Origin of the sequence: Hyalangium gracile, assembly GCF_020103725.1 — a bacterium.
Classification (GTDB): domain Bacteria; phylum Myxococcota; class Myxococcia; order Myxococcales; family Myxococcaceae; genus Hyalangium; species Hyalangium gracile.
The window spans coordinates 305,400-331,240 of record NZ_JAHXBG010000002.1 but is presented as its reverse complement, the minus strand read 5'-3'; the positions used below and the strand labels follow the sequence as shown (position 1 = coordinate 331,240).

Genomic DNA, 25,841 nt, shown 5'->3' with positions numbered 1-25,841 from the left:
CCCGAGCCGCTGCATGCCCCCTCGGAGCCCGAGGGAGCACCTCCGGTCCCGCCTACTTCTTCTTCTGGGGAGTCGTCTCCTTGGGGGCCGGCGAGGTGTCCGGACCCGACGGCGCGACGGGCTTCTTGCTCGGGGTGGCGCAGGCCTTCTTCGCCTCGGGGTGACGCGCGTAGACGAAGTCCAGGCGGTCGCGGGACTCGCCAGTGCGCTCGTCGAAGAGGGGCGTGCCTCCCATGTACATGGTGCCCTCCTCGCTGCCGTACCGGTCGAGCTTCTTGCTCTTGAGCCACTTGTCCAGGCAGCTCTCCTGCGCCTGCCGCTCCGCCTCCGAGAGCGTCGCCGAGGTGGAGCCCTCCGCAGAGGTCTTCCCCGCCTGGGTGCCCGGGTCCGAGCTCGCGCCCGAGCCGCCCGCCACCAGGCCCATCCCCGAGCCGGTGCCGGAGTCCGCCTTCATCCCGCCGAGGTCCACGCCCGCCGAGGGCTGGCCTGCTCCCGTGGTGGTCCCCGCGTCATCCTTGGAGGGGAGGACCTTCTGGGCGTCCTCCCTGGCGTCGTCGGAGGAGGGGGTCGGCTGCACGCTGGAGGGGGTGGAAGCATCCTCCGCGTCACGGGTCTCGCCGGCACTGCGGCAGCCCGACAGAAGCTGGAGGGACAACGAAAGGACGAGCGCGCCGGTCAGCTTTTTCATATGTCCTGGCAGGTGAGCCCCGAGGGCTGCACGGTACGGCGAGGAACTGTGCTACCGAGGGTGGGACGACACGGCGCCGGAGGATATTCGTTCGGCCCGCTCGGGGAAGCGTCTGAAGAGGAGGAATGTCACGTGAGCCGCCTTTCCGAGGCGCGAGTGCTGGTGGTGGGCGCGGGAGGGCTCGGCTGTCCGGCGTCCCTGGCCCTGGCGCACGCCGGAGTGGGCCACCTCACCCTGGCCGACCCGGACCGGGTGGACATCACCAACCTCCACCGGCAGCTCTGGCACCGCACCTCGGACGTGGGCCGGCCCAAGGCCGAGTCCGCCGTGGCGGGCCTGTCTCGCGCCTTCCCCGACCTGAGCACCGAGGCCATCACCGAGCGCGTGGACGTCGACAACGCCGAGGCCCTGTTCCGAGCGCATGACGTCGTCATCGACGCCACGGATGGCACGGCCACCAAGTTCTTCCTGTCCGACGTGGCCGTGGTGACTGCGGTCCCCCTCATCTACGGCGGCGTGCTGCGCATGCAGGGCCAGGCCCTGCGCATCGATCCCGAGGGCCCGTGCCTGCGCTGTCTCTATGAGGCTCCGCCCCCGCCGGACGCAGTGCCCACCTGCGCCCAGGCGGGAGTGCTCGGCCCCGTGGCGGGCTTCGTGGGGGCGCTCCAGGCCATGCTCGCGCTGGAGCGGCTCTCGGGCCTGCTCGGGCCACCTCGCGGCGAGGCCGTGCTCCATGTCATCGATGGCGCGACGCTCTCGGGGCGGAAGGTGCGCGTGCCTCGGTCTCCCGATTGCGCCAGCTGCGCCCCGGGCAGGGTCCCCAGGCTCGTCTCTCCCGAGGAGGCCGCGCGATGCACGACGTGACGGCGACCCTCGACATCACCCGCGAGGTCTGCCCGATGACCTACGTGCGCACCAAGCTCAAGCTGGAGTCTCTCGGGGATGGCGCGGTGCTCGAGGTGTTCCTCAAGGGCGACGAGCCGCTCAAGAACGTCCCTCGCAGCGCTCGCGAGGAGGGGCACGAGGTGTTGACCCTGGAGGCGCGGCCGGACGGCTCCCACCGCCTGCTGCTCCGAAAGCATGGAAGGTGACCATGGCCCACGTCCGTATCCCCACCACCCTGCGGAGCTTTACCCGCAACCAGGACCAGGTGACCGCTCGCGGCGCCACCGTGGGCGAGGTGCTGCGCGAACTGGAGAAGCTCTTCCCCGGCCTCGGCCCGAAGCTGCTCGATGACAAGGGCGCCGTGCGCCGCTACGTGAACGTCTTCCTCAACGACGAGGACATCCGCTTCCTGCAGGAGCTCGACACGCCGGTGAAGGACTCGGATCGCCTCACCCTCATCCCCGCCATGGCCGGAGGCTAGCCCCGTGGCCCTGCGTGAAGAGCAGATCCTTCGCTACTCGCGGCAGATCCTGCTGAAGGACGTCGGTGGGCGAGGGCAGGAGGCCTTGCTGGAGGGTGGGGCGAAGATCGAGGGCGACGGGCCCGCCGCGCTCACCGCCGCCGCCTACCTCGCCGCCGGAGGAACACCCGTGGTGGCCTCGGACGAGGCGGTATGCCCCGCCTCCGCTGGCTTCCTGGTCACTCCAGAGGACATCGGACGGCCTGTCTCCGAGGTCCTCGCCCGCGTGCTCCCGGACGTGAACGCGGACGCGGCCACCCCGCGTGAGGGAGGTCGGCTCGCCGAGCTGCCCTCGGCCTGGAACGGTGAGGCTCCCTGGGTGGCGCTCGGAGGCGATGGAACGCGCGGCGCGGTGGTGTTCCGCGGCCCCCAGGGCTGTGTGTGGTGCTTCGGAGAGACCGTTCGGAACCTGGGGACGCCGCCCATGGGGGTGCTGGGCGTGGCGCTCGGCGCGCTTGGGGCTCTCGTCTTCCAGCGGCTCCGGCTCGGAATGGGCCCGGAGCTGGGAGGCCGCTGGCTGGTGGCGCCCGGACAGGTGCTCGAGATGGACCTCCATCTGTGCGCGAAGTGCCGTGGGGCAAGGTAGGGAAATGGGGTGGGATTTGCCTTCAGACTTGTCGGAAATCATCCGACACCTGGAGGCCTCCTACCCGCAGGAAGGCTGCGGCGTGATCCTGCGAGCCGGCGCCAACGGGCCCTGGCGCGTGCGAAGCCTGCTCAACGCATATGATCGATACCACGCGGCCGATCCTGCGCGTTTTCCTCGCACCTCACGCACCGCCTACCTCTTCGAGCCTCAGGAATGGCTGGCGCTCCATAAGGAGGCGGATGCTCGCGGGGAGCAGATCGCGTGTGTGTTCCACTCTCACGTGAATGGAATCGCGGACTTCTCCGCCGAGGACCGGGCCCAGGCAGCGCCTGAAGGCCTGCCTGTTCTTCCGGGCATATCCTACCTTGTGGTTGCCATTGTTGCCGGCCGAGCCGCCGAGGCACGGCTCTTCCGATGGCTCGAGGGAGGATTTCTCGACCGTCCGGTTCCGCTCCAGGCGTAAGGCAGACAAAAACCCAGTCAGAGCAGGCACTTGGCCGGTTGGTTCCCCCACCTGCGGAAAGGTGTGTGTCAATTGTCAAGCGCTGGGGTTTTCGTCTATAACGCGCCCGTCTTTTGATCTGCCGCGCACACACGGAGCGTCCAACCGCTTCGAGCGCAGGGAGTAAGCGTCCTTATGCCCAGCACGACTGGATTCACGCTCTGGCTGACCGGCATGCACGGTACCGGCAAGAGCACCTACGCCTCCTACATCGCCGCACGCCTGCGCCAGGTCGGCCGCAATGTGGAGATCCTCGACGAAGGTGAGATTGGCGACGAGCTCTGGCAGGGGCTGGGCGACAGCAAGGAGGAGCGCTCCACCATCGTGCGGCGTCTGGGCTATGTGGCCCAGCTGCTCACGCGCAACAACGTCGCGGTGATCGTGCCGTGCGTGAGCCCCTACAAGACGGTGCGCGAGGAGAACCGCCGCGTCATCGGCAAGTACGTGGAGGTCTACGTCGACTGCCCCACCGAGAAGCTGATCGAGCGCGACACGACGGGCAAGTACAAGAAGGCCCTGAGCGGCGAGATCCCCAACTTCATCGGCATCACCGAGCCGTACGAGCCGCCCACCTCGCCCGAGGTGACGATCCACTCCGACACCGAGAGTGTCGAGGACGGCGCGATGAAGATCTTCCAGTCCCTGCTGGACCTGGGCCTGGTGACGCCGGATGAGCTGAAGATCATCACCGGCAAGAAGATGAAGGCCAACCCGCTGCCGAAGAAGGCGCGGCAGCCCGAGGCCAAGCCGGAGAAGCCGGGCAAGGGCGCCAAGGCCCGCCCCGCGACGCGCGCGGCTCGCGTGGCCAAGCCCGCGGCGGCTCCGAAGAAGGGCGCCAAGCGCGGCAAGTAGTCACCGCCGCCCCTCGTCGAACGAGGGAGCGTCCATCAGCACTCAGGGCCCCCGGGTTGCGCGTGCAATCGGGGGCCCTTTCCTTTAGGACAGCGCCATGTTGAGCCCCGAGAAGATCCAGGCCCTGTGTGACGCCTCGCTCCCCAAGCTGGAGGCGATGCGCGCCGCCATTCGCGCCCATGGCACGGCCCTGGTGGCCTTCTCCGGCGGGGTGGACTCCACCTTCGTGCTGAAGATCGCCGTGGAGGAGCTGGGCGAGCGAGCGCTGGCCATCACGGCGCTCTCGGCCTCGGTGGCGCCCGAGGAGGAGCAGGAGGCCCGCGAGCTGGCCGCCCGCCTGGGGGCTCGCCACGAGGTGGTGTCCAGCAACGAGCTGGCCAACCCCCAGTACGCCGCCAACCCCACCAACCGCTGCTACTTCTGCAAGACGGAGCTGTACGATCTGTGCGAGGCCCGCCGCAAGGAGCTGGGCTACGCGGTGGTGCTGGACGGCTTCAACGCGGACGACTTCAAGGATCACCGGCCCGGGCACAAGGCCGCCAAGGAGCACCAGGTGCAGTCGCCGCTGGCGCAGGCGGGGCTCACCAAGGACGAGATCCGCGCCTGGAGCCACCACCTGGGCCTGCCCACCTGGGACAAGCCGCAGATGGCGTGCCTGGCCTCGCGCATCCCGTACGGCACGTCCGTGACGCGAGAGCGGCTGTTCCAGATCGCCAGCGCCGAGTCCGAGCTGCGGCGGCTGGGCTTCCGCCAGTTCCGCGTGCGCTACCACCAGGAGGTGGCGCGCATCGAGCTGGCCGCCGAGGAGTATGAGCGCTTCCTGGCCCCGGACGTGCGCGAGCGCATCAACACCGCGCTGAAGGCTATTGGCTTCAAGTTCGTGGCGCTGGACCTCGAGCCGTTCCGCTCCGGCCGCATGAACGAGGCGGCGGGCGTGAAGCCGCAGGCGCAGACGCAGGGCTTCGCGCTGCCCGTGGTGAGCTGAACCCCCGGTGCGGCCCTCGCTGTTGATCCTGCTGCTCACCGCCCCCGCGCTCGCCAGCGCCCAGGACTACGAGCAGCGCCGCGCGGTGAGCCTGCTGGTGGGCCCCGGCTTCGGCTACACCAACGCCATCCGCGGTGATCGCGCCGAGACGGGCCCGGGCGTGCTCCTCGACGTGGGCGGCAGCCTCACCGTGGGCGACGATCGCGACGAGCTCTTCCTCCTCGCTCGCGGCGGACTGGGCGAGGCGGGCAGGGGAGGGGTGCTGATCAGCGGCTTCCGCAGCTTCTTCGGCCTGGACGAGTGGCAGAGCTTCTTTGATCTGGGCGCCGCCGTCCGGCTGTTTTCTGGGACGTGGGCGGGGCCTCGCTTAGGGTTCGGCCTGCGCCGCACGCTCACGGATCGCACCTCCTTATATGGGGGGCTCGGACTGTCGCTCGGGTTCGGATCAGGAATGCGCGTGGACACCGAGGCATCGATCGGCCTCCAGTGGAGCTTCCCGATCGGATCACGGTGACTTTTCTTGCGATCACGAAGTGCTGTGAGATGGTGTGCGCAACTGTAGGAGGTTTCGCACTTGGACACTTCTCCCCGCCTCACCTCAGTGGTCTTCCGTCTCTCCCGCGAGAAGCTCGACGCGCTCAAGGAGCTGTCGCGCAGCACGCGCATCCGGCAGAGCGAGTACCTGCGCGAGGCGATCTCGGACCTGCTGGTGAAGTACGAGGATCGGCTCGTCGATTGACGGGCCTCACCCCTCCGGCGCGCCGAGAAAGGGTGGCCCCTCCGGGAGTCCGGGGGGAGCGGCCCGCTCGGCGGGGGTGAACGGATCGAGCTTCGCCGGGTAGCGTACCTCCCAGAGCACCAGCCCCGCCGCTTCGGCCTTGAGCCCGGTGATCCGCTCTCCCGTCTCGAGCGCGGCCTGCCAGCGCTCCTCCGGAAGTCCCCCCGCGGCGGTGAGCAGCGCCGAGCCCACCAGGTAGCGCACCTGGTAGCGCGCGAAGGCGTCGCCTCGGAGGATGACTTCGAACAACCCCCCGCCCAGCTCCTTCACGGCGACGGACTCCAGCGTGCGTAGCTTGCGCGGGCTGGAGTTCTCGTGGAACGCCACGAAGTCCCGCTGGCCCACCGCCATCCGCAAGAGCTCCTCCAGCCTTCCGGGGGCGATGTCGTGCGGCGCGAGGCGGGGCTCCGCTCGCGCCTCCATCACGTACGGTCGCCACTCCGGCGCCACCGTGCCTCCCAGCTGCACCCGGTACCGGTACGTCTTGCCCTCCGCGCTCCACTGCGCATGGAAGGACGGGTGGGGCCTCCGCGCCACGCACATGCCGATACCTGGCGGGAGCAGGGCAGGCAGGCGGGTCGCGAGTGCCTCGGGGGTGTCCCTGGGATCGATCCGGAAGCTCACCACCTGCATCCGAGCGTGGACGCCCCGGTCCGTCCGCCCGCACGGCATCACCCCCGTCGAGGGCACGCCCGCCGTCTGGAGGGCGGCCTCCAGGCTCTCCTGGACGGTCGGCCCGAGAGCCTGGCGCTGGAACCCTCGGAAGGGTCCGCCGTGGTACCAGATCCACAGGGCGACGGGAATTCGCATCAAGGAGGGGGGCTCGGGGTGGGGTGGGCGTTGCGATGTGGATGAGGGCCAAGGATACTTCGCCCTGCATGGTGGCCGGACAAGAGCTCGATTCGGAGTTGGGCGAGCAGCAGTGGTTGTTCCGTCAGGGCGATCTCGTCCTCGGACCTTTGAGTGGGCATCAGCTCGTGGAGAAGCTCTACACGGGCGAGATGACCGCGGACACCCTCATCGCCCCGCCGGGCGAGAGGGACTTCGTGCGCATTGGCGACGTGGAGGGCTTCCAGGTCCACGTGGCGCGGGCGCAGACGAAGGCCCGGGTGGACGCGGAGGTGCGCGCCGAGCGGGAGCGCACCAACCGCAAGCGGCTGATCTTCGGAGCCATCGCCGCGGCCGTCACGGTGGCGCTCGGCATCACCGCGTGGCAGGTGGCCCGCTGGGCGGCGGTGCACGGGCCCGGCGCCGAGGAGGACGAGTACGAGGGCATCTCCGTGGAATTGCCCACCATCGCCCTGGCCCAGGCGCGCCGAGACGATGAGGACCTGATCGCCTACCCGACCACCACGCCGAAGGCGCCGGACAAGGCTCCTCCCTCCACCGAGCCGAAGCCGAAGACGCCCACCACGCCGGCCTCGGCGGTGGCGTCGGCCAAGACGGAGAAGAAGCCCTCGGGCAGCGTCTCCTCCGAGCCGGACGGCCTGCAGATGGCCACCGAGTTCGACCAGGGCGCCATCAACAAGGTGGTGAAGAACAACCAGAAGACGCTCTTCCGCTGCCTCAAGGAGGAGGCGGAGCGCCAGCCGGGCATGTACGCCAAGGTCCCCATCGAGTTCGTCATCGGCAACGACGGCAAGGTGACCAAGCTCTACGTGGACAACCCGCAGTTCAAGAAGGGCCCGCTGTACGAGTGTCTGCTGACCGAGCTTCAGAAGTGGCCCTTCAAGCCGTACGCGGGCGAGCGTGCGTCGGTGGGCCTGGCCTTCACTGTGGGTAAGAGGAGCTAGCCCCCAGGATTTGTTGCCCGGGCCAGGCGGCTGAGCGATACAGCGCCGCCATGGCCACCGCTGTCGAAGCCGACCTCCAGAACAAGGCGAAGTCCATTCCCGCCGGCACCTTCCGGCACACCGTCCTCCTCTCCGCCAAGCGCTTCAAGTCCACCTGGGCCGAGCTGGGCAAGCTGCTCGTCCAGGTGCGAGACGAGGCCAAGTACGAGGAGTGGGGCTACGAGTCCTTCGAGGCCTACTGTCTGAAGGAGCTCCACATCCGCAAGCAGACGGCGCTCAAGCTCACGCGCTCGTTCAGCTTCCTGGCCAAGCACGAGGCCCCCGAAGTCCTCAAGGACGAGGAGTTCCCCCAGCGGGCCCCCGCCTTCGAGGTGGTGGAGGTCCTGGCGGACGCGGCCGACCGGGGGCAGCTGTCCCCGTCCGAGTACCGTTCACTGCGAGACAGCATCTGGAACCCGGAGAAGCCCCCCACCGAGCTGAAGAAGGAGTTCACCGAGCGCTTCCCCCGGCCGGCCCCGGAGCCGCCCCCGGAGAACCTGCAGCTGCGCCGGCTGGCCCAGGCCGCCCGGAAGCTTGCCAGCGAGCTCTCAGGCTGCCGACGGGTGCCCTCCGCCATCGCCGAGCGGGCCTCCGCCCTGGCGGAGGAGGTCGAGGAGCTCGCCTCGAGCGTGACGAACGCCTGAGCGACTGTTATCGAACGCTGACCCACCTCGGGGATGTGGGTCCGGCACAAGGATGTCGTCGTTGGACTTCCTGCGCGTCGGCCGGGGGCCTATATTTTGTCGCGGACGGCTGTTCGAGACGTGGGCAGCCTGTCGAGCGGGTGTGTGGCGGTGATGTAGGCTCCGGGTGACCGGGGTCCGGCGAACTCGGAGGCGAGCAGTGAAGAAGGAGCACCACGTCAACCTGTCATGTTCGTTCTGCGGCAAGTCGCAGAGGGAGGTCCGCAAGCTGATCGCGGGCCCTACCGTCTACATCTGCGACGAGTGCATCAAGCTGTGTAACGACATCATCGCGGACGAGAACGAGCGCGAGGAGGGCAAGCCGCAGGTCAGCTTGCCGACGCCGACGGAGATCAAGGCGTTCCTCGACGACTACGTGATCGGCCAGGACATGGCGAAGAAGGTCCTCGCCGTGGCCGTGTACAACCACTACAAGCGCATCTACCAGAAGAAGGCGACGGCGCGGCCTCGTCCCGGGGTGAAGGCCCAGGGCACGGAGGATGTGGAACTGAGCAAGAGCAACATCCTGCTCATCGGCCCCACGGGCAGCGGCAAGACGCTGCTGGCGCAGTCGCTGGCGCGCTTCCTCAACGTCCCGTTCACCATCGCGGATGCCACCAGCCTCACCGAGGCCGGCTACGTGGGTGAGGACGTGGAGAACATCATCCAGAACCTGCTCCACAACGCCGACTACGACGTGGAGAAGGCCTCGCGCGGCATCGTCTATATCGACGAGATCGACAAGATCGCGCGCAAGGGTGACACGCCGAGCGCCACCCGCGACGTGGGCGGCGAGGGCGTGCAGCAGGCGCTCCTCAAGATCATCGAGGGCACCCGGGCCAACGTCACTCCGCGCGGTGGCAAGAAGTACAACCAGCAGGAGTACGTCCAGGTCGACACGACGAACATCCTGTTCATCTGTGGCGGCGCGTTCCACGGCATCGACGGCATCATCAAGCGTCGCGTGGGCGAGAAGGGCCTGGGCTTCGGGGCTCGGATCACGCACCGCGAGGAGCGCAGCGTGGGTGAGCTGCTCGCCCTGGCCGAGCCGGAGGACCTGATGAAGTTCGGGATGATCCCCGAGTTCATCGGCCGTCTGCCGGTGGTGGCCACGCTGAACGATCTGAAGGAGGACGATCTCGTCACGATCCTCACTCAGCCGAAGAACGCGCTGATCAAGCAGTACCAGAAGCTCTTCGAGATCGAGAAGGTGAAGCTGACCTTCACCAAGGAGTCCCTGCGGGCCATCGCTCGCGAGGCGATGCGCCGCAACTCGGGCGCTCGTGGCCTCCGGGCCATCCTCGAGGACGCGATGCTGGACATCATGTACGACGTCCCGTTCCGCGAGGGTGTGAAGGAGTGCAAGATCACCGAGCAGGTGATCACCAAGCACGAGCCTCCGCAGATCACCCTGGAGAAGATGGAGAAGAAGACGGCCTAGGCCGCTCTCTCCGCGAAGGAAGCACCCGGCGCCGCTCGGTCCCCTCGGATCGAGCGGCGTTCGTGTTCCGGGGGCGGGGCTATACTCCTTCTCTGGCCATGACCGGACAGGGGTGGATCGCGAGCGCCCGCTATGACGGCGCCTTCTTCTTCGGCGCCGCGCTGCTCGCGGTGCTGGCGGGGATGCTCGTGCTCGTGGCCCCGGTGCTCGTCGTCCCGCTGTGGTGGGTGTGGCTGGGCCTGGTGGATGGGCCACACTTCGCCGCCACGTGGGTGAGGACCTACCTGGATCCCCAGGAGCGGCGCACCCGAGCGCCGCTGCTGCTCGGCAGCCTCGTCTTCCTGCTGCCGGGGTTCATCGCGCTCGGGGTGGGCCGGGTGCTGGGCTCGCCGGCGCCGTTCGAGGCGTTCCTGGGGTTTGCCGCCCTCTGGGCCGTGCACCATGCGGTGCGCCAGCACTTCGGTATCATGTCCATCTACCAGCGCCTCGGCGGAGCCAGCCCTCGGGCGCGTGCACAGGACTCGGCCTTCCTGCACGGGACGATGTGGCTGCTGTTCGTCGTCTACCTGCTCGTCTTCCCGGGGAACCGCACGCTGCTCGGGTTGCCTCCCGAGCCGTCCGTCCAGGAGCAGTGGGCGGTGCGAGCGCTCGCGGCCACCTCCGCCGCCGTCATCCTGGGCTACGCGGGCCTGCTCGCGCGGCGCTGGCGACGGAGCGAGGCGCTGCGCCCGGGGCTCTATGCGCTGCTCGTGGCGGTGGGCACCTCGGCCTTCAGCTACTTCCTCGTGGGTGCCTTCGAGCCCCTCGTGCCGAACCCCACCAACGGTGAGCAGCTCTCCTTCGCGGTGGTAATCGTCGGCGGCACGCTGCACGGCGTGCAGTACCTGGGCATCGTCTTCGCCACCAACCGGCGCAGGTACGCGGCGGGGGGAGAGGCTACGCTCGCCGCTCGCCTGGGACGGGCGCCCGTGCTGGCGTACGGCTGTCTGGTGGCGGTGTCGCTGCTGTACCTCGTCGTCAACGCCTGCCGGGGGGCCTCGCCGGGGCTCGCGCTGTTCCCCTATGACTCGGACGCGGGGCGGTTCTTCCTGGCCCTCTACTGGGGCGGGGCGCTGCACCACTACTACCTGGATCAGAAGATCTGGCACCCCCGGCGCGATCCGGTGCTGCGTCGGGAGCTGGGCCTGGCGGAACCCTCGCCATGAAGGAGCTCCCCTCGCGCCTGCTGGGCGTGGCGCTCCTGGGCGCGTTCGCGCTGCATGCCGCCACGAAGGACGCCGCCCACCTGCAGGAGATGCTGTGGCTGTGCCATGTGGCCACGGTGGTGATGGCGCTCGGGCTGCTCTCGGGGTGGCACCGGCTGGTGGCCATGGGGTTCCTCCTGCACGTGGGGTTCGGCACCGTGGGCTGGCTGCTCGATGTGCTGGCCACCCGCGACACGACGCCGAGCTCGGTGCTCGTCCACGTGCTGCCGCTGGTCTTCGGGGCCCTCGAGGTGCGGCGCAGGGGATGGCCGAGCGGCGTGGTGCTGCCCGCCTGGCTCTGCTTCTCGGCGTGGGTGGTGCTCTGCCGGTGGGTGACGGATCCCGCGCTCAACGTGAACCTCGCTCACGAGGCGTGGGGGCCGCTGGCCCACGTGATGGGCGGAGTCTGGCTGTCGTGGGCCTTCAACGCGGCGGTCATGCTGGGCGGCTTCTGCCTGTCCCATGTGGCGCTGCGCCGCCTGACGGCGCGTTCCCGGAGTCTCGCGGTAGACTCCGCCCACGGTTGAGCCGCCACGGCGCGGCCGTCGAAGGAGAAGGCTTCCGATGGAGAGCACGCGGAAGGGAGGGGTGGCCCCGAGAGGCAGGTTCCTCGTCGCGATGCGGCCCGAGCCCGCCGCCGCGGCGGACACGCGTGAGATGGCGCGGCTGCTGGGACTGAGCCCCGAGCTGACGCGGGATGTGCTCGGGGGCGCGCTGCCTCGCATCATCGGCTCCCGTTCCTCGCTCGAGGAGGCGGAGTCGCTGGCGCGGGTGCTCACGGCGCGTGGGCGAGAGTCGATCGCCTGGGATCGGGAGCTGCCCCTGGTCACCCTGATCCAGGGCGAGCGGCTGCTGATCGAGGGAGGGCAGTTCATCCTGGAGCAGCGCAACCGGGTGCGCCGCTTCATCCAGGCGAGGGACGTCCTCCGCATCGTCGATCTCCGCCTCCGGGGCGAGCCGGGCAGCGCCGGGAAGGCGGACCTCTTCGGCGGCACGAAGGCTCTCGCGTCGGGCCAGCAGCTCCCCGACCGGGCGCTGCTGATCGTCCCCGAGCTGGGACGAGGAGACCCCGGAGTCCTCTCCACGCGCAGCGTCGCGGCCGGCAGCGCGCCCGTGACGAGCGTCGCGGCCGCGCAGATCCTCCAGGAGGCGGTGACGAAGTGCCGGGCGCTGCTGAGGGAGCGGGTGATGGAGGTGCGGACCACCCCGGCGGCGCTCGGGCTGGAGGCCTCCGACGGAGATCCGCTGGAGCGGGTGCTTCAGCTCCTCGCGAGGCTGCCTCCGACGCCGGCCGCGGTGCCGCTCGGCTGAGGCCTGCTCAGCGCTTCACCTTGACGCGGAACACCTCGCCGCGCTGCAGGACTTCGACGCCCTCCAGACGGAGATGACGGGCCTGCTCGTGGGCCACGAAAGGCGCCAGCGTCCCGCCCGAGCGGACGACTCGCCACCACGGCACCGCCTGAAGATTCGACAGCGTCTTGAGCTCTCGGCCCACGCCGCGTGCCGCGCCCGGGCGTCCCGCGTAGAGCGCCACCTGGGAGTAGGAGCGCACCTCGCCTCGGGGGATGGCTCGGACGGCACGCATCACCGCCTCATGGAAGGCCTGCGGAGCAGCGGCCTTGGCCGCGGGACGGGAGCCTGGCGTCTTCTTTCGGAGGGCCACGGGCCCGGGACTGTAGCCTACGAGCGCGGCGTGGCGCTGTACGTCTTGATGACGTTGTTCCAGTGGCTGTCCAGCCAGGCCGCGCCCTCCTTCTTGTACGCGCTGTCCACCGAGCCCCGCGGGCTGTAGATGGAGAGGCCGGTGGCCGCGGCGAACTTCGGGTCGCCCTTGGCGCCCTTCTCCGAGGTCGTCGCCGCGAGCTCGGACAGGAGCGCGTCCGCCGCCTTCTTCAGCGCGGCGTCCTTCGTGCCCTGGGAGATGCGCCTGGCGAAGTCGCCCAGGTCCATCTGGTCCGCGTCGTCGAAGCGCAGCGCCTTGTCGTACGCGCTGCGGAGGGTGGCGTTCTGCAGCCCGCCGGCCTGGAGGAGCGCGTCGCTGAAGTCGTTCAGCTTGCTGTTGAGCCCGTCCAGCTTGGACAGGTTCGTCACGGACATGGTGACGTTGTCGCGAGGCCCGGCGGCGTAGGACTCCTGGATGGCCTTGGCCATCTGCTCCGCGCTGACGCTCCCGGAGCCCTGGAACAGCTTGCCCATGCGGCCGAGCAGATCCTTGTAGTCCCAGCCGGTGCCGGGCTCGAGCTCCTCGCTGCCCACCAGGAAGTCCGAGCCGATGGCCTTGGCCGTGGCAGCCACCTCGACGGTGGCCATCAGGCACGCGTCGGCGGTGAGCAGGTCCACCTTCTGGGGCAGGCCGGTGAGCGCCTTCTGAAGCTCGTGCATGTCCAGGCTGCTGCTGGGGTTGTCGTCATAGGAGACGCCGCGCCAGCCGTTGCCGTGGTCCCACAGGTCCACCATGTAGTGCTTGGACTCGGTGTTGCGCTGCACGTAGTCGAGCGCGGCGCGGAGCACCTCGGGGCTGCCCGTGTCGAGCTCGCCCTTGCCGGCGGCGAGCATCTTGCCCAGCTCCGACTTCGGATCGATCTCGATCTCGCGAGAGACGATCTTGCGGGAGTTTTCCGGGTCCTTGCCCACGTACATGAGCCGCGCGCCGGTGTTCCAGCCGTCGGAGTTGATCGCGCCGCCGTCCACCAGGGCGATCAGGTTCAGCTTGCCCTGGATGGATCCGCCGCCGGCCTCCATCTCGTTCATGTCGTCCTTGCCGAAGGACTCGAGGTTGTTGTCGGCGTTGAGGTGGACGAACACCGTCCACTCCGCGGCCGGGATGTCCTTGGGGCTGATGGGGCCAGTGGCGGCAGCCGGCGTGGGGCCGGGCGTGGGCTGCGGCGTCGCAAGGGCTCGGGAGGGCTGCTCACCGGTCAGCATCGCCGGCCGGCTCTGGGTGCCTCGGGAGCTCGACTCGAACGCGTCCACGGAGCGCTGCGGCGCCAGCTCGTTTCCGCGCGAGGGCGGGAGGGCCTTGCTGCTCGGACCGGAAGAGGTAGCGGGGCGCGGAGTCGAGGTCGGAGCGTTGAGGACTTTCATGTCCTTATTGTCTCCGGTGAGCGCATGAAGTTGCGTGTGGGATGAATTTTTGTGCGCTCAGCCGAAAGGACTGAAAGGGGCCTGGATTCAAGGGGTTGTGGGGGGCTCCCTTCGAGGCATACAAGGGCTGGAAGTGCGAGGAAATCTGTACGGGCACGCACAGAGCGGAGGCGGGCGCGGTGTCCTTTCGAACGCAGGTGGAGCCCGCGAGCGGAAATGATGCACGGCGCCATGAGGGCGCCGCACCCGGAGTGCCGGAAGTACACTCGAGGCATGGCGGACGAGCTGCTGCGGACGACGACGAGCCTGTGCGCGCGCTGTTTCCGCAGCGTGGAGGCGACGCTCTGGCGGAGTAGCGGGCAGGTGGTGATGCGCAAGAGCTGCCCGGAGCACGGCGCGGCTCAGGTGCTCATCTCGTCGAGCGCGGCCTGGTACGAGTCGCTGCTGAAGGAGGCGCCAGCGCTGCAGCGGCCGGTGGCGCTGAAGCAGGCGGCGCAGGGGTGTCCGTACGACTGTGGGCCGTGCACGAGGCACGAGCAGCAGGTGCAGCTGCCGATCGTGCCGATCTCGTCGGCGTGCAACCTGGACTGCCCCATCTGCTACACGCACAACCGGAACGCGGGCGCGTACCACATGTCCGAGGACGAGCTGCGAGCCATCCTGGGGCACCTGCGGCGGGTGGCGCCGGACAAGCGCATCATCAACCTGACGGGAGGCGAGCCCACGCAGCACCCGGCCTTCGAGCGGCTGGTGGAGCTGTGCCGGGAGGAGGGCATCCACCGCATCACGCTGTCAACGCACGGGCTGCGGTTCCTGAAGGACGAGTGGCTGCTGGAGCGGCTGGCGCGGATCGACACGCGGATCATCCTCTCGTTCGACTCGTTCAAGCCGGAGCCGAACAAGCAGATGCTGGGCGGGAGCCTGCTGGCGTCGAAGCTGAAGGTGCTCCAGCTGCTGGAGAAGCACGGGGTGGACACGACGCTGCTGCCGGTGCTGGCGCGGGGCTACAACGACTCGGAGGTGGGCGACTTCGTGAAGCTGGCGCTGGAGAAGGACTTCATCCGCAGCGTGGAGCTGCACACGATGACGTTCACGGGGCAGGGCGGGGCGCGGTTCGATCGGCAGGCGCGGTACACGCCGTACGACGTGCTGGTGGATCTGGAGAGGCAGACGGGGGGACAGGTGAGGGTGGACGACTTCGTGCCGTCACCGGCGGCGCATCCGCTCTGCTACCAGGTGACGTACCTGCTGAAGCTGGGAGATGGGCGCTGGCTGCCATATCCGCGGTTCATGGAGCGGGCGGATCTGCGAGCGATGCTGGGAGGGATGCTGTACCTGGAGCCGAGCCCGGAGATGGAGCAGCGGCTGCAGGACATCATCAACCGGCTGTGGACGGGGGAGCTGGCGTGCGCGGAGGCGGATGAGGTGCTGGCGGTGCTCAAGGCGCTGGTGGGGAGGATGACGGCGCCGGGGGTGGGGCAGGCGGAGCGGCTGAGGTTGGCGGAGCGGAGCTCGAAGGCGATCTACCTGCACGCGCACATGGACGAGGAGACGTTCGACACGGATCGGATCCGGCAGTGCCCGGTGGGCATCCGCGAGCCGGACGGAACGAACATCCCGTCGTGCGCCTACAACGTGCTGTATCGGAACCGGGATGGGCGATTCAACCAGCGTCCGGCGGCGCCGATCGCTACGCTGGGGCGCGGACGGCTCTGAGTCACGGGAGGACAGGGTGGATACCAACGACTACTACGCGCTGCTGGTCCCCGTGTTCTTCCTGCTGATGGGGATCGAGGCGTGGGCGGCGAAGCGGCAGGGGAAGCGGGCGTACGTGCTTCCGGACACGCTGTCGAACCTGTCGTGCGGGATGGGGTCGGTGTTGCTGGGCATCTTCACGGGAGGCTTCCTGCTGGCGCTGTACGACGGGTTCCAGCGGACGTTCGGGGTGGTGCGGTGGGAGGAGGGCTCGCCGGTGCCATGGGTGCTGGCGTTCGTGGGGGTGGACTTCTGCTACTACTGGTTCCACCGGGGCTCGCACGCGGTGGGGGCGCTGTGGGCGATCCACGTAGTGCACCACCAGAGCGAGGAGATGAACATCTCGGTGGCGCTGAGGCAGCCGTGGACGTCGGACATCAGCGCGCTGCTGTTCTTCTGGCCGCTGCCGCTGCTGGGAGTGCCGATGGAGGCGTTCTTCCTGGCGGTGGGGTGCCTGTCGCTCTACGAGGCGATGATGCACACGCGGCTGATCCGCCGCACGGGAGTCTGGGGCTGGGTGTTCAACACGCCCTCGTACCACCGGCTACACCACGGGAAGGATCCGGAGTACGTGGACCGGAACTTCGGCTCGACGTTGATCGTGTGGGATCGGCTGTTCGGTACGTTCGTGCGAGAGACGCACGAGCCGACGTACGGAACGCCGAGAGCGCTGGCGAGCTGGAACCCGCTCTGGGCGCAGTTCCAGCCCTTCGTGGAGCTGGTGCGCCGGACGCGCCGTGCGACCTCATGGCGCGATGCGGCGAAGATGTGGTTGAAGCCGCCGGGATGGCGGGCTCCTGGAGAGGTGGAGGTGCCGGAATCCCCCGCGCGTCCCCCAAAAGACGTGCCCGGGTGGCTGGCCGCGTACGGTGTCCTGCAGTTCCTGCTGCTGGCCGTCATCGGTAGCGCGCTCCAGTGGCTGGGAGGGGGAGTGGGCCTCGTCGGGGCGGCCGTGATCGTCGCCCTGGTGCTCTGGGGCACGGGGACGATGGGGGCTCTGTTCGAGGGAAAGCCGTGGGCCGTGCGGCTCGAGCTGCTGCGGCTGGGGCTCTCCTCGGTGCTGACACTGCTGGCGACTGCGCGCTACGAGGCGGCGTGGCTCGTGCCCACGGCCGCCTGCTTTATCGTCAGCGGTGCGGCGCTTGCGGTGTTCTCGTCCAAGGCAGCACCTCGCATTGCGAGGCCTCCTCGAGCATGAGCTACCCTCAACATCTCTCGACAGGGAGAATGTGAATGCCCACAAGCTTTTCAACGACTGCGCTCACGATGATCGGGCTGATGGCGATTGCCACGCCAGCTCTCGCCAATGGGTCGAAGTTCTCATTGACGATGGAGCATCGGCTTGTCCATGGAAAGAAGAATGGCGTAGTGCACAGCCTGGATCGGGGCGTCCTGACAATTTCGGGTCAGCTTTGGGTGACTCGATGCGCGCCGGGAGCCACCGGTCCGTCCTCGGTCACCGTCGAGGTGTGGGAGGATGGGATCCTGGATCATTCGTTATGCAGCTTTGCCGTCATCCCATCCAAGAAACTCGGCGAGAAAGTCTCCTTCAGTACGACGTGTCAATCCGTCTCCAAGTCGAGCTTCTTTGTGGTTGCTTGGAAGGTGGAGGACGACGGGTGCGATATCCAATCGGACGGAACCCTGACAACGAAGTGATACGGGAGCGCGCGTTCGCAATGGAAGCTGTCTTCAACCACTGGCCACCACCTTGGAGTGCTGCATCGTGATGGTGGACCTGGAGACCATACTTCCGCTGGTGCTGCCCGGAGTGGTCATCCTGTTGTGGTATCTGCGCACTCGCCACCGACTCACCGTGGGCCGATTGATCGCGGTCGCCATGTTCGCGGTCTATCTATTGATGGTGAGCAGTTACACGATCTTCCCGCTTCGTTTTGACTCGGCGTACATCGAGGCGTTTCGCAGCCAGACCCGATTGCTCGACGGAGTGAAGCTCGTTCCATTCAGGGACATGTCTCTCCGCTATCTGACGAGCGTCCAAGGATGGGGCAATCTCGTCCTGGGAATTCCTTGGGGTTTCTTGTACCCGTTTGTCGTGCCGGTCCTGGGATGGCGCGCGATAGCACGATCCGGAGCCTGTTTTTCCGCCGCTATAGAGCTGACCCAACTTGCGATATCGGTGCTCTATGGATTTGCCTACCGGGTTACGGATATCAACGATTTCCTACTCAATGTCACAGGCGTGCTGATCGGATATGCACTCCTGAGGCTCCTGGCATTGATCTACCGATCGTTGTCACGTCGCGACCCGAGAGACGCAAACCCTCGGAGCGATAAGCCTTGGGGGCATCTGGAGTCTGTGTTGCTCGCGCATGGTCGAAGCGGTGTGGCATCGCGCTAACACGCTAGCCAATGCCGATCTGCGCATCGTGAGTTGATGTCCCCTTCGGCTCTTACGTGTCGAAGCGGAAAGTGGTCTCGATGGCGGAAGGGCGCATTCCGAACTGCTGGCAGAACCTGGTCAGCTCGGCATAGCCGTCCGTCGGCAGGACTTCGCGGAACTGTAGGTGCATCAGGAGGCAGTAGAGCGAGACCTCCAGGTAGCTCAGGTCCCGCTGCGGCGGCAGTGCGGCGAGCACGGCCTTCGTGTTCTCCTCCAGCCACGCCATCATGTTGAGCAGGGCCTGCCGCATCTTGGCTTGGTGAGCGCTGGTTTCGTTGGCGCCGCCTACCTTGGACATGATCAGCGACACTTCCGTGGCCATGGCCTGAAGAACGAGCTCCTGCGCATTGGCCAGGACCGGTTGGTCGAGGTCCTCCGGCCAGACCACCCGGGGCTTGAGGCTCGACCGCCGCCAGAGTTCGCGACAGACGTTGAGCGAACCGAACCAGACGCCTTGGGGCGTCTGCAAGGACGGGATGCGAAGCCCGGGGTTCCCACCGTAGTCCTCCGGATTGGAGGACATGAGATCGCGCACCACCTTGAAGGAGTAGTCGACTCGCAGCTCCGCAGCGAAGATCCGTGCGATGCGCGTGAAGTGGGAGCTCGAGCGACCGATGAGGACGGGCCTGGCGAGTTCTTCGTTTGCAGCGGTCATACGTGGTTCTCCGAGCCGTTTTGTCTGTCAGATGCCGCCGTTCACGGGCAGCACCTTGCCATTCATGTACGTGTTCTCCAGCGCCAGCCACAGGATGGCCTTCGCGGCCTCCTCGGGGCGGCCGAGCCGACGCAGTGCGCTGAAGCCCTTGTAGTCGGCCACCAGCTTCTCGCCGACCTGTCGTGACAGGCCGCCCTCCAGCAGCCCCAGCGCCACCACGTTGATGCGCACTCCTTTCGGGCCCAGCTCTTTGGCAACTGCCATTGCCAGGGCAGACAGGGCCCCCTGGGACGCCGCGAAGTGCACCGGCGAGGGCGCCGACTGCGTCCGGTCCAGTGCTCCCACGAGCACGAGGTGCCCTTCGCCGGCCTGAGCCATGGCGGGAGTCAGCTCCTGGCAGGCGATGAACGCCGACTGGCAGTTCACCGCCATCGTCCTGTGCCAGCTCTCATCCGTGATATCCGCGAGCGAAGCGCTCGGGTTCGTCCCCGCGCAGTGGATGAAGAGGTTGGGCACGAAACCTTCCTCCCGCAGCGCTCGCAGTGCCCCGCGCGTCGCCGTGGCGTCCGCGAGGTCCACCTGCAGCGGGCGCATCGACAGCTCGCTGGCCAGGGCGTGCGCCCGCTCCTTGGACTGGTGCCAGCTGAAGGCTGTGGGGACGTTCGCGCGAGCCAAGCCTCGGAGCACCTCCGAGCCCACGGCTCCCGTACCTCCGAAGACGAGCGCTCGAGGCGGATTCAGTCGAGATTGCACAGGAACTCCAGTTCCTCCCGGGCGACCCGGGTGAAGGTGGCCAGCGCATCGGGCGCGATGGTGAAGCGCGGCTGCAGCCTCAGCACGCTCCAGTCATGGCCGCAGACGAAGCAGAAGTAGCCGCGCTTGTACAAGCGGTGGCACAGGAGCAGTCCTATCGTCGGCCGGTGGGCCAGATCTTCCATGCCGAAGTGCTCGAAGGACAGCCACGGGTGCTCGGTGGGCTTCAGCACGATGCCCGCCACCAGCCCGGCCCCGCGCACCTCTTCGAATAGGGGCAGCGAGGAGAGCGCCTCCGTGAGCCCGGAGTGGAAGCCCGCTCCCACGTCGCGCACGTGCTCGATGAGCGAGTCTGTCAGCAGATCCAGCGCGGCGTGCGCGGCGACACACACCATGGCGCTCCCGCTGAAGGTGCAGTTGTGCGCCTCGGCCGTCTCGAAGTTCTTCCCGTACGCCGTCTCGAACAGCTCGCGCCGGGTGAGCATCGCCGAGATGGGCAGGAGTCCGCCGCCGAGGTGCTTCGCCAGCAACACGCACTCGGGTCGGCGCGGCCAGCGCTCGCTCGCGAGGAATCGGCCCGTGCGCCCCAGTCCCGTCTGGACCTCGTCGGCCACGAGGAGCGTGCCGTGCCGCTGCGTCAGCTCGCAGAGCGCGTCGATGTACTCGGGGGGCAGGGGACGCACGCCGCCCTCGAGCTGGATCGGCTCGACCACCACGGCCGCCACGTCCTTCTGCTCCAGCGCCTTCGCCAGCGCGTCGATGTCTCCGAATGGCAGGGGACCCACGCCCGGCAGGTGCGGATCGAACGGGTCCCGGAACGTCCCGGGTGTCATCAGGCCGCAGCTCCCCATGGTGCAGCCGTGGTACGCCCGCTCGAGCGACAGCACCCGCGGCCTGCGCGTCACCGCTCGGGCCAGCTTGAGGGCCGCCTCCACCGCCTCGCTTCCGGAGCTCGCGAAGAAGGCGTTGGAGTAGTACCCGGTGCGCTCGCACAGGCGCCGCGCCAGGCTCCCCGCGTACGGGTTCACGCGTGAGGGGAACCACGAGGGCGAGTCCGTCTCCAGAAACTGGCGCACCGCCGCCGCGATCGCGGGGTTGCGGTGCCCGAAGGCCTGCGTCCCGTGGAAGTCCTCGATCAGGTGGCCCTCGACATCCTCCAGGCGGCCCTCTCGTGCGTGGACGACGCGCGTGGGCTCTCCGGCCACCTCCGCGCGCAGCGCAATGAGCGGGTTGACGAACTCGCGGAAGTCCTCGAACCCCCTGCGCAGGATGTCTTCGACGCTGAACGTCATCCCATGCTCCTACAGCCCACCGTCGGCGACGACCTTCGCGCCCGTCATGAACGTGTTCTCGTCCGAGACGAGGAAGACAGCCATGCGCGCGAGCTCCTCCACCGTGCCGAGCCGCCCCAGCGAGCACTGCCCGAGGTACTCATTCAGCCGGTGCTGCGGCAGGGAGCGAGACAGTCCCGCCTCCATCAGCCCTGGCGCCAGCAGGTTCACCTGGATGGAGTAGCGCCCCACCTCCCGCGCGAGAGCCTCCGTGAACCCGCGCAGCGCGGACTTGGCCGCCGCGTAGTGCACGGGCGCCTCCACCACTCGCTCCGAGGCGAACGAGCCGATGTTCAGGATGCGTCCCGCCCGAGCGCGGATCATCGGTCGCAGCACCGCCCGCGAGAACAGGTAGGTCCCCTTGACGTTGACGTCCATCACCAGGTCCCAGTCCGACTCCTCGATGAGCGCGATCGGGAGGACCTGGTTGGCGCCCGCGTTGTTCACGAGCACGTCGATGCCGCCCCAGGCCTCCGTCACGGAGGCCACCGTCTTCTTCACGTGCTCGGCGTCCGCCACCGAGCCCTGGAAGACCAGCGGCTCCGAGCCGGCCTCGGCAATGCGCGCGCGAGCCTCCTCCGCGTCCTGCGTGTTCCGCGAGTACGTGAAGGCCACACGTGCTCCCGCCCGCGCCAGCTCCTGGCAGATGGCCCGCCCCAACCCGCGCGAGCCGCCGGTGACGAGGCAGCGCTTTCCCTCCATGCGCGGCGTCACTGGCCTCTCCCGTTGTTGAGGACCGGGAGCTTGAAGCCGCCGCTCCGCTCGTTCCAGGCCTTCGGCGCGCGCATGAACTTCGCCTCCTTCTCCCGGTACAGCACGTTGTAGTTGCACACCGGGATGGTGGTCCCATCCGGGTAGCAGTTGGAGTCACAGCAGCGCATCACCCGCTCCACGTCGAAGGTCTCCTCGTCCATGTGCGAGTGGACGTAGACGGCCTTCACCCACCGCTCCGAGGCGCGCAGCCCCTCGTGCCGGCTGAGCGTCCTCCCCTGTGGGAAGAGCACGCCGAGCAGGTGCTTCAGCATCCGCAGCGTGCGCTCGGCCTCGTCGCCGCCGAAGGCCCACAGCCGATCGATGGCGTCGTGCATCGCCACCTCCAGGCGCGGGCTCGGCTCCAGGTACAGGCGCTCGCCGAGCACCTGGTAGAACTGCTCGGCCGGCATGAAGCGCGTGAACGGCACCGGAGGTCCGCCCTCCGGATCCAGCAGCAGGTAGGCGATCTGGTAGCAGAGCGGGTGCGCGCAAGGGGAGGGCACGAAGTCCTGCTCGCGCAGCATCCCCCCGGTCGTCTCCTCGATGCGCCGCAGCACCTCGTGCATCGAGATTCGCCCCGAGCGATCGAAGCTGACGCCTCCCTGCCCGGTATAGGTGATGGTGTGGATCTCCAGGTGCCGCACGCAGGAGCGCTCCAGCCCGAGCTGGATGATGCGGCCGATCTCGTGATCGTTGTACCCGCGCGTCATCACCGGGATGAGCGTGGTGTCTACGTTGTGCTTGTCGAGCAGGTCCAGGCACCGAAGCTTGATGTCCAGCAGCCGCGCTCCCTGCATCGCCTGGTCCACGGAGGGCTCGAAGGAGTCGAACGAGAGCGCCACCCGCGCCTGAAGCTCCCCCAGCCGCTGCACGAGCCGCTCGTCCTGCGCGAGCTTGATGCCATTGCTGCAGATCGTGACGCGGTGGGCCCCGGCTGTGTGGGCGTGCTCGATGAACTCGAGGAAGTGCGGGTGCACCGTGGGCTCGCCGCCCGTGAAGTTGATGAGGTCCAGCTCGCCGCCGTGGTCCTTCACCAGGTGCCCGAGGATCTTGTCGAACTCCTCGAGCGTCATGTGGAACGCGCCCTCGTTCTTGTTGTGCACGTAGCAGATGGGGCAGTTGAGGTTGCACGCGCTGGTGATGGTCACCACTGGCAGGCGCACCTTCTGCTCGTGCGCGGAGCAGGCGCCGCAGTCGAACGGGCAGCCATGCTGGACCTCCTTGCGCGCCACCGGAGGCGCGGGAGGCGTGGCGATGGCGCGCGTGCGCTCGTACCAGGCCGAGTCATCCGAGAGCATCACGGACTGGTCGCCATGCGACTCGCACCGCTTGCGCATGTGCACCTCGCCGCCGACGGCCACCACCCGCGCGGGCACCGCGTTCTTGCAGTGCCGACACAGGCTGGTCGTCTCGTGCAGCAGCCGCTCCGCGACGACGGATCCATCCGGCATGCGCCCTCCCTACACCGCGCCGTCCAGGACGAGCGTGGCTCCGTTCATGTAGCTGTTGCGATCCGAGACGAGGAAGGCGGCCACCTCGGCGACCTCCGCCATCGTGCCCACGCGCCCCAGGGCGCAGTTGCGCAGGTACTCCTCGAGCCGCGGCTGCGGGAGGTTGCCGGAGACGCCTTCCTCCAGGACGCCTGGCGCCAGGCAGTTCACCGTGACGCCGTAGCGGCCGAGCTCCTTGGCCAGCGCCTCCGTGAAGCCCTTGAGCGCCGCCTTCGCCGCGCAGTAGTGCACGGGGGCCTGCATCATCTTCACCCCGGCCAGCGAGCTGATGTTGAGGATGCGGCCGCGCTTGCGGTGGATCATCCCGCGGATGGCCGCCTGGGTGACGAGGAACGCGCCCTTGACGTTGGTGTTCATCACGCGGTCCCAGTCCTCCTCCTCCATGAGCGCCAGCGGCACCACCTGGCCCACGCCCGCGTTGTTCACCAGGATGTCCACGCCTCCCGACTCCTGTTCCAGGGTGCGCACCATCCGCTGCACCGCGGGCTTGTCCAGCACGGAGACCTTGAAGGCCTGGCCGCGCACGCCGTGCTCCTGGATGCGCGCGAGCGTCTCCGCGGCGTGCTCCTCGGAGCGGGCGTAGCAGAAGGCGACGTTGGCGCCCTCGCGCGCCAGGGTCAGGCAGATGGCTCGCCCCAGCCCTCGCGAGCCGCCAGTGACGAGCGCCGTGCGGCCCTCCAGCAGCTTCATTTGAGCACCGGCAGCTTGAACGACGCCGGGCCCGCCGCGTTCACGGGCACGTTCGTCGTCCACGGTTTCTTGCCCCAGGCAGCCAGCTCCGTCTTCGGGCCCTTGGCCGCGCCGCGGTGGAACATGTTGAAGCCGCACGCCGGCATCACGCGGCCATCCACCTGCGGGTAGTGGTGGCAGCACTTGCGCAGCCGCTCCAGGTCGAAGTCGTGCCGGTCCATGTAGTGGTGGAGGAAGATACTCTTGGCCTGCTGCTCGCCGATGAGCACGGACTCCTTGTTGGTCAGCTTGCGGTCCGGGAACATCACGTCCAGCGAGCGCCGCAGCGCCTTGAGGACATCCGTTCCTCGCTCCACCTCGTCCTGGCGGGCGAAGACGTCGTGGATCACTTCCTCCAGCGCGTCATGGATCTCCGGCGACGCTCCCAGCGTGGCCGACGAGCGCAGCAGCGTCCCGTGGCGCTTGAAGTCCACGAAGCGCCCGAAGGGCATGTACGAGCCGTCGTTCAGCTTCAGTAGGTAGGTGAGCGACACGCACTGCGGATGCGAGCAGGGCAGGGGCGAGAAGTCGCTGACCTTGAGCTTGCCGCCCGTCTGCTCCTCGATGCGCTGGATGAGGCCCGGGATGGTGAGCCGATCCATCGGATCGTGCTTGAAGGCGCCTCCGCCGAAGCCCGTGTAGGCGGCCGGCTGGAAGTTGAGCGAGAGGACGAAGTCCTTCTCCAGGAGCAGCTGCACCACCTGGCCGATCTGGTGCTCGTTCACCCCGCGCGTGGCCACGAAGATGATCTGCGTGGGGATGTTCAGCTCCTCCAGCATCTTCAGCGCCGCCTGCTTGTCCTTGGTGAGATCTCGCCCGCGGATCTTCTCGTGCGTGTCCGCCGTGAAGCCGTCGAGCTGCAGCCCCACGTAGGCGCCAGTGGCTTTCACGGCCTCGGCGAAGGCTCGGTCCCGGCCCAGGCGCAGGCCGTTGGTGATGAGCACGATGCGGCCGATCTCCGGCCGGTTCGCGATCCGCAGCAGCTCGAGGATCCGTGGGTGGCTGGTGGGCTCGCCGCCCGAGAGCGCCAGCGACTCGAGCTGTCCCTCGCGCTCCACCATCCCGTTCACGATGCGCTGGAACGTGTCCAGCTCGATGTGGTTGGAGTACTGGTTGTTGACGATGCAGATGGGGCACTCGAGGTTGCAGTGGTCCGTCACCTCGACGATGGGCAGGCAGGTGTGCTGCTCGTGGTCCGAGCAGGTGCCGCAGTCGGTGGGACAGCCGTGCTTCACCTCGGCCGCGAACTTCAGCGGCTCGGTGCCCGCGCGAGCGAAGGTGTAGGCTCGCACGTAGTAGCGCGCGTCCTCGCTCACCAGCGCCTCAGAGGGACCGCACTTGCGACAGTTCTTCTTGAAGTAGACCTTGCCTCGGCGGATGACGACCTCGGCCTGCAGCAGCGCCAGGCATTGGGGGCAGGTGGAGGTGGTGTGCTTGAAGAGGTGGTCTCGCGCGTCATCGGTCACCTCTCCGCGCTTCACCCAGGCGTTCAGGTACGCGTCCGCGCTGTCGGCGACCTTGGCCTCCGTCTGGCCGCAGGTGGTGCAGAACTTCAGGGCCCAGACCTCGCCCTTGCGCAGCACGACGCGCGCCTCCACCGACTGGGCGCAGCGCTCGCAGCGAGAGGGCTCGTGGTGCAGGAAGGTGTGGGGCTTGTCCGGCCGCTGGACCACTCCCGGTACGGGCGCGCAGCTCGTGCACTCCATGGAGGCCTCCGTGGACGCCACGAATCGGGGCACGACAGACGCGCGCATCGGGCGACTCAGGTGGAGGCATCGTGCTTGTCCGGAGTGCGCCTGTCCAGGGTCTTGGGGCGCGTGCTATAGCGCAGCCCGTCACGCTCCGGCGGCGGCGCTTCCTGGAGGCC

The 25,841-nt window shown here is 68.2% G+C and carries 30 protein-coding genes; 19 read left to right on the top strand and 11 right to left on the bottom strand.

The window, feature by feature from the left end:
- Positions 1-52: 52 nt before the first annotated feature.
- Positions 53-688, bottom strand: a complete 636-nt coding sequence (locus tag KY572_RS04920) for a hypothetical protein (RefSeq protein WP_224240997.1) — start codon at positions 686-688, stop codon at positions 53-55.
- 132 nt (positions 689-820) lie between these two features.
- On the opposite strand from KY572_RS04920, the gene KY572_RS04915 reads away from it, so the two are divergent.
- From KY572_RS04915 to KY572_RS04875, 9 genes are all read left to right on the top strand, one after another.
- The gene (locus KY572_RS04915; RefSeq protein WP_224240996.1) at positions 821-1,552 is read left to right on the top strand and encodes a HesA/MoeB/ThiF family protein; all 732 of its coding nucleotides are present in this window, start codon (positions 821-823) and stop codon (positions 1,550-1,552) included.
- Positions 1,540-1,779 (top strand): sulfurtransferase TusA family protein, encoded by a 240-nt coding sequence (locus KY572_RS04910; RefSeq protein WP_224240995.1) that lies wholly within the window; start codon positions 1,540-1,542, stop codon positions 1,777-1,779. The genes KY572_RS04915 and KY572_RS04910 overlap by 13 nt, the downstream gene beginning before the upstream one ends.
- Before the next feature lie 2 nt (positions 1,780-1,781).
- Positions 1,782-2,054 (top strand): ubiquitin-like small modifier protein 1, encoded by a 273-nt coding sequence (locus tag KY572_RS04905; protein ID WP_224240994.1) that lies wholly within the window; start codon positions 1,782-1,784, stop codon positions 2,052-2,054.
- Positions 2,055-2,058: 4 nt separating this feature from the next.
- Positions 2,059-2,679, top strand: coding sequence for a ThiF family adenylyltransferase (locus KY572_RS04900; RefSeq protein ID WP_224240993.1), 621 nt, complete (start codon positions 2,059-2,061; stop codon positions 2,677-2,679).
- Positions 2,680-2,707: 28 nt separating this feature from the next.
- On the top strand, positions 2,708-3,145 hold the full coding sequence (locus KY572_RS04895; RefSeq protein WP_224240992.1) for a Mov34/MPN/PAD-1 family protein: 438 nt from the start codon (positions 2,708-2,710) through the stop codon (positions 3,143-3,145).
- 174 nt (positions 3,146-3,319) lie between these two features.
- Positions 3,320-4,036 carry an adenylyl-sulfate kinase gene (gene cysC / locus KY572_RS04890; RefSeq protein ID WP_224240991.1) on the top strand — a complete coding sequence of 239 codons (717 nt, stop codon included), beginning with the start codon at positions 3,320-3,322 and terminating at the stop codon, positions 4,034-4,036.
- A 97-nt stretch (positions 4,037-4,133) separates the two neighbouring features.
- A complete protein-coding gene (gene larE / locus KY572_RS04885) occupies positions 4,134-5,021 on the top strand; it encodes an ATP-dependent sacrificial sulfur transferase LarE (RefSeq protein ID WP_224240990.1) in 888 nt (295 codons plus the stop codon).
- A gap of 7 nt (positions 5,022-5,028) precedes the next feature.
- Positions 5,029-5,535, top strand: coding sequence for a hypothetical protein (locus KY572_RS04880; protein WP_224240989.1), 507 nt, complete (start codon positions 5,029-5,031; stop codon positions 5,533-5,535).
- A gap of 60 nt (positions 5,536-5,595) precedes the next feature.
- A complete protein-coding gene (locus tag KY572_RS04875) occupies positions 5,596-5,760 on the top strand; it encodes a ribbon-helix-helix domain-containing protein (protein ID WP_224240988.1) in 165 nt (54 codons plus the stop codon).
- A 6-nt stretch (positions 5,761-5,766) separates the two neighbouring features.
- Here the strand turns inward: KY572_RS04875 and KY572_RS04870 are convergent, their stop codons facing one another.
- Entirely contained in the window at positions 5,767-6,609 is an 843-nt protein-coding gene (locus tag KY572_RS04870; protein ID WP_224241503.1) for a tRNA pseudouridine synthase A, read from the bottom strand.
- Between the two features lie 68 nt (positions 6,610-6,677).
- Between KY572_RS04870 and KY572_RS04865 the strand changes: the two genes are divergently transcribed.
- From KY572_RS04865 to KY572_RS04840, 6 genes are all read left to right on the top strand, one after another.
- Positions 6,678-7,592, top strand: a complete 915-nt coding sequence (locus tag KY572_RS04865) for an AgmX/PglI C-terminal domain-containing protein (protein WP_224240987.1) — start codon at positions 6,678-6,680, stop codon at positions 7,590-7,592.
- Between the two features lie 50 nt (positions 7,593-7,642).
- Entirely contained in the window at positions 7,643-8,275 is a 633-nt protein-coding gene (locus KY572_RS04860) for a hypothetical protein (protein WP_224240986.1), read from the top strand.
- Between the two features lie 199 nt (positions 8,276-8,474).
- Positions 8,475-9,755, top strand: coding sequence for an ATP-dependent Clp protease ATP-binding subunit ClpX (gene clpX, locus KY572_RS04855; protein WP_224240985.1), 1,281 nt, complete (start codon positions 8,475-8,477; stop codon positions 9,753-9,755).
- Between the two features lie 98 nt (positions 9,756-9,853).
- Complete coding sequence (locus tag KY572_RS04850; RefSeq protein ID WP_224240984.1) at positions 9,854-10,960, top strand: hypothetical protein; 1,107 nt, start codon at positions 9,854-9,856, stop codon at positions 10,958-10,960.
- A complete protein-coding gene (locus KY572_RS04845; RefSeq protein WP_224240983.1) occupies positions 10,957-11,526 on the top strand; it encodes a hypothetical protein in 570 nt (189 codons plus the stop codon). The genes KY572_RS04850 and KY572_RS04845 overlap by 4 nt, the downstream gene beginning before the upstream one ends.
- 37 nt (positions 11,527-11,563) lie before the next feature.
- Complete coding sequence (locus KY572_RS04840; RefSeq protein ID WP_224240982.1) at positions 11,564-12,310, top strand: hypothetical protein; 747 nt, start codon at positions 11,564-11,566, stop codon at positions 12,308-12,310.
- A 7-nt stretch (positions 12,311-12,317) separates the two neighbouring features.
- Here the strand turns inward: KY572_RS04840 and KY572_RS04835 are convergent, their stop codons facing one another.
- Together KY572_RS04835 and KY572_RS04830 are read right to left on the bottom strand one after the other, a co-directional pair.
- Complete coding sequence (locus KY572_RS04835) at positions 12,318-12,662, bottom strand: MGMT family protein (protein ID WP_224240981.1); 345 nt, start codon at positions 12,660-12,662, stop codon at positions 12,318-12,320.
- Between the two features lie 17 nt (positions 12,663-12,679).
- Positions 12,680-14,083, bottom strand: a complete 1,404-nt coding sequence (locus tag KY572_RS04830) for a clostripain-related cysteine peptidase (protein WP_224240980.1) — start codon at positions 14,081-14,083, stop codon at positions 12,680-12,682.
- Positions 14,084-14,314: 231 nt separating this feature from the next.
- On the opposite strand from KY572_RS04830, the gene KY572_RS04825 reads away from it, so the two are divergent.
- From KY572_RS04825 to KY572_RS04810, 4 genes are all read left to right on the top strand, one after another.
- A complete protein-coding gene (locus KY572_RS04825; RefSeq protein ID WP_224240979.1) occupies positions 14,315-15,799 on the top strand; it encodes a radical SAM protein in 1,485 nt (494 codons plus the stop codon).
- 16 nt (positions 15,800-15,815) lie between these two features.
- Positions 15,816-17,036 (top strand): sterol desaturase family protein, encoded by a 1,221-nt coding sequence (locus KY572_RS04820; protein WP_224240978.1) that lies wholly within the window; start codon positions 15,816-15,818, stop codon positions 17,034-17,036.
- Positions 17,037-17,071: 35 nt separating this feature from the next.
- The gene (locus KY572_RS04815) at positions 17,072-17,497 is read left to right on the top strand and encodes a hypothetical protein (protein WP_224240977.1); all 426 of its coding nucleotides are present in this window, start codon (positions 17,072-17,074) and stop codon (positions 17,495-17,497) included.
- A 70-nt stretch (positions 17,498-17,567) separates the two neighbouring features.
- Positions 17,568-18,200, top strand: coding sequence for a VanZ family protein (locus KY572_RS04810; RefSeq protein WP_224241501.1), 633 nt, complete (start codon positions 17,568-17,570; stop codon positions 18,198-18,200).
- 52 nt (positions 18,201-18,252) lie between these two features.
- Here KY572_RS04810 and KY572_RS04805 read toward each other — a convergent pair whose 3' ends face one another.
- Genes KY572_RS04805 through KY572_RS04775 form a run of 7 tightly spaced genes read right to left on the bottom strand, consistent with a single transcriptional unit; the run spans position 18,253 to position 25,728 of the window.
- Entirely contained in the window at positions 18,253-18,897 is a 645-nt protein-coding gene (locus KY572_RS04805; protein ID WP_224240976.1) for a glutathione S-transferase family protein, read from the bottom strand.
- A 27-nt stretch (positions 18,898-18,924) separates the two neighbouring features.
- The gene (locus tag KY572_RS04800) at positions 18,925-19,650 is read right to left on the bottom strand and encodes an SDR family NAD(P)-dependent oxidoreductase (RefSeq protein ID WP_224240975.1); all 726 of its coding nucleotides are present in this window, start codon (positions 19,648-19,650) and stop codon (positions 18,925-18,927) included.
- Positions 19,635-20,942, bottom strand: coding sequence for an aspartate aminotransferase family protein (locus KY572_RS04795; RefSeq protein ID WP_224240974.1), 1,308 nt, complete (start codon positions 20,940-20,942; stop codon positions 19,635-19,637). Before KY572_RS04795 ends, KY572_RS04800 begins: the two co-directional genes overlap by 16 nt.
- A 9-nt stretch (positions 20,943-20,951) precedes the next feature.
- The gene (locus tag KY572_RS04790) at positions 20,952-21,695 is read right to left on the bottom strand and encodes an SDR family NAD(P)-dependent oxidoreductase (RefSeq protein WP_224240973.1); all 744 of its coding nucleotides are present in this window, start codon (positions 21,693-21,695) and stop codon (positions 20,952-20,954) included.
- The gene (locus KY572_RS04785) at positions 21,692-23,185 is read right to left on the bottom strand and encodes a radical SAM protein (protein WP_224240972.1); all 1,494 of its coding nucleotides are present in this window, start codon (positions 23,183-23,185) and stop codon (positions 21,692-21,694) included. The genes KY572_RS04790 and KY572_RS04785 overlap by 4 nt, the downstream gene beginning before the upstream one ends.
- Positions 23,186-23,194: 9 nt before the next feature.
- Positions 23,195-23,935, bottom strand: a complete 741-nt coding sequence (locus KY572_RS04780) for an SDR family NAD(P)-dependent oxidoreductase (protein WP_224240971.1) — start codon at positions 23,933-23,935, stop codon at positions 23,195-23,197.
- Positions 23,932-25,728: a radical SAM protein gene (locus KY572_RS04775; RefSeq protein ID WP_224240970.1), complete on the bottom strand. Its 1,797-nt coding sequence runs from the start codon at positions 25,726-25,728 to the stop codon at positions 23,932-23,934. Before KY572_RS04775 ends, KY572_RS04780 begins: the two co-directional genes overlap by 4 nt.
- Between the last annotated feature and the right edge of the window lie 113 nt (positions 25,729-25,841).

Coding starts and splice junctions, on each gene's coding strand:
- KY572_RS04920 (WP_224240997.1), bottom strand. CDS start 688: ATGAAAAAGCTGACCGGCGCGCTCGTCCTTTCGTTGTCCCTCCAGCTT.
- KY572_RS04910 (WP_224240995.1), top strand. CDS start 1,540: ATGCACGACGTGACGGCGACCCTCGACATCACCCGCGAGGTCTGCCCG.
- KY572_RS04905 (WP_224240994.1), top strand. CDS start 1,782: ATGGCCCACGTCCGTATCCCCACCACCCTGCGGAGCTTTACCCGCAAC.
- cysC (WP_224240991.1), top strand. CDS start 3,320: ATGCCCAGCACGACTGGATTCACGCTCTGGCTGACCGGCATGCACGGT.
- larE (WP_224240990.1), top strand. CDS start 4,134: ATGTTGAGCCCCGAGAAGATCCAGGCCCTGTGTGACGCCTCGCTCCCC.
- KY572_RS04870 (WP_224241503.1), bottom strand. CDS start 6,609: ATGCGAATTCCCGTCGCCCTGTGGATCTGGTACCACGGCGGACCCTTC.
- KY572_RS04865 (WP_224240987.1), top strand. CDS start 6,678: ATGGTGGCCGGACAAGAGCTCGATTCGGAGTTGGGCGAGCAGCAGTGG.
- KY572_RS04860 (WP_224240986.1), top strand. CDS start 7,643: ATGGCCACCGCTGTCGAAGCCGACCTCCAGAACAAGGCGAAGTCCATT.
- KY572_RS04850 (WP_224240984.1), top strand. CDS start 9,854: ATGACCGGACAGGGGTGGATCGCGAGCGCCCGCTATGACGGCGCCTTC.
- KY572_RS04845 (WP_224240983.1), top strand. CDS start 10,957: ATGAAGGAGCTCCCCTCGCGCCTGCTGGGCGTGGCGCTCCTGGGCGCG.
- KY572_RS04840 (WP_224240982.1), top strand. CDS start 11,564: ATGGAGAGCACGCGGAAGGGAGGGGTGGCCCCGAGAGGCAGGTTCCTC.
- KY572_RS04830 (WP_224240980.1), bottom strand. CDS start 14,083: ATGAAAGTCCTCAACGCTCCGACCTCGACTCCGCGCCCCGCTACCTCT.
- KY572_RS04825 (WP_224240979.1), top strand. CDS start 14,315: ATGAGGGCGCCGCACCCGGAGTGCCGGAAGTACACTCGAGGCATGGCG.
- KY572_RS04815 (WP_224240977.1), top strand. CDS start 17,072: ATGCCCACAAGCTTTTCAACGACTGCGCTCACGATGATCGGGCTGATG.
- KY572_RS04810 (WP_224241501.1), top strand. CDS start 17,568: ATGGTGGACCTGGAGACCATACTTCCGCTGGTGCTGCCCGGAGTGGTC.
- KY572_RS04805 (WP_224240976.1), bottom strand. CDS start 18,897: ATGACCGCTGCAAACGAAGAACTCGCCAGGCCCGTCCTCATCGGTCGC.
- KY572_RS04795 (WP_224240974.1), bottom strand. CDS start 20,942: ATGACGTTCAGCGTCGAAGACATCCTGCGCAGGGGGTTCGAGGACTTC.
- KY572_RS04785 (WP_224240972.1), bottom strand. CDS start 23,185: ATGCCGGATGGATCCGTCGTCGCGGAGCGGCTGCTGCACGAGACGACC.
- KY572_RS04780 (WP_224240971.1), bottom strand. CDS start 23,935: ATGAAGCTGCTGGAGGGCCGCACGGCGCTCGTCACTGGCGGCTCGCGA.
- KY572_RS04775 (WP_224240970.1), bottom strand. CDS start 25,728: ATGCGCGCGTCTGTCGTGCCCCGATTCGTGGCGTCCACGGAGGCCTCC.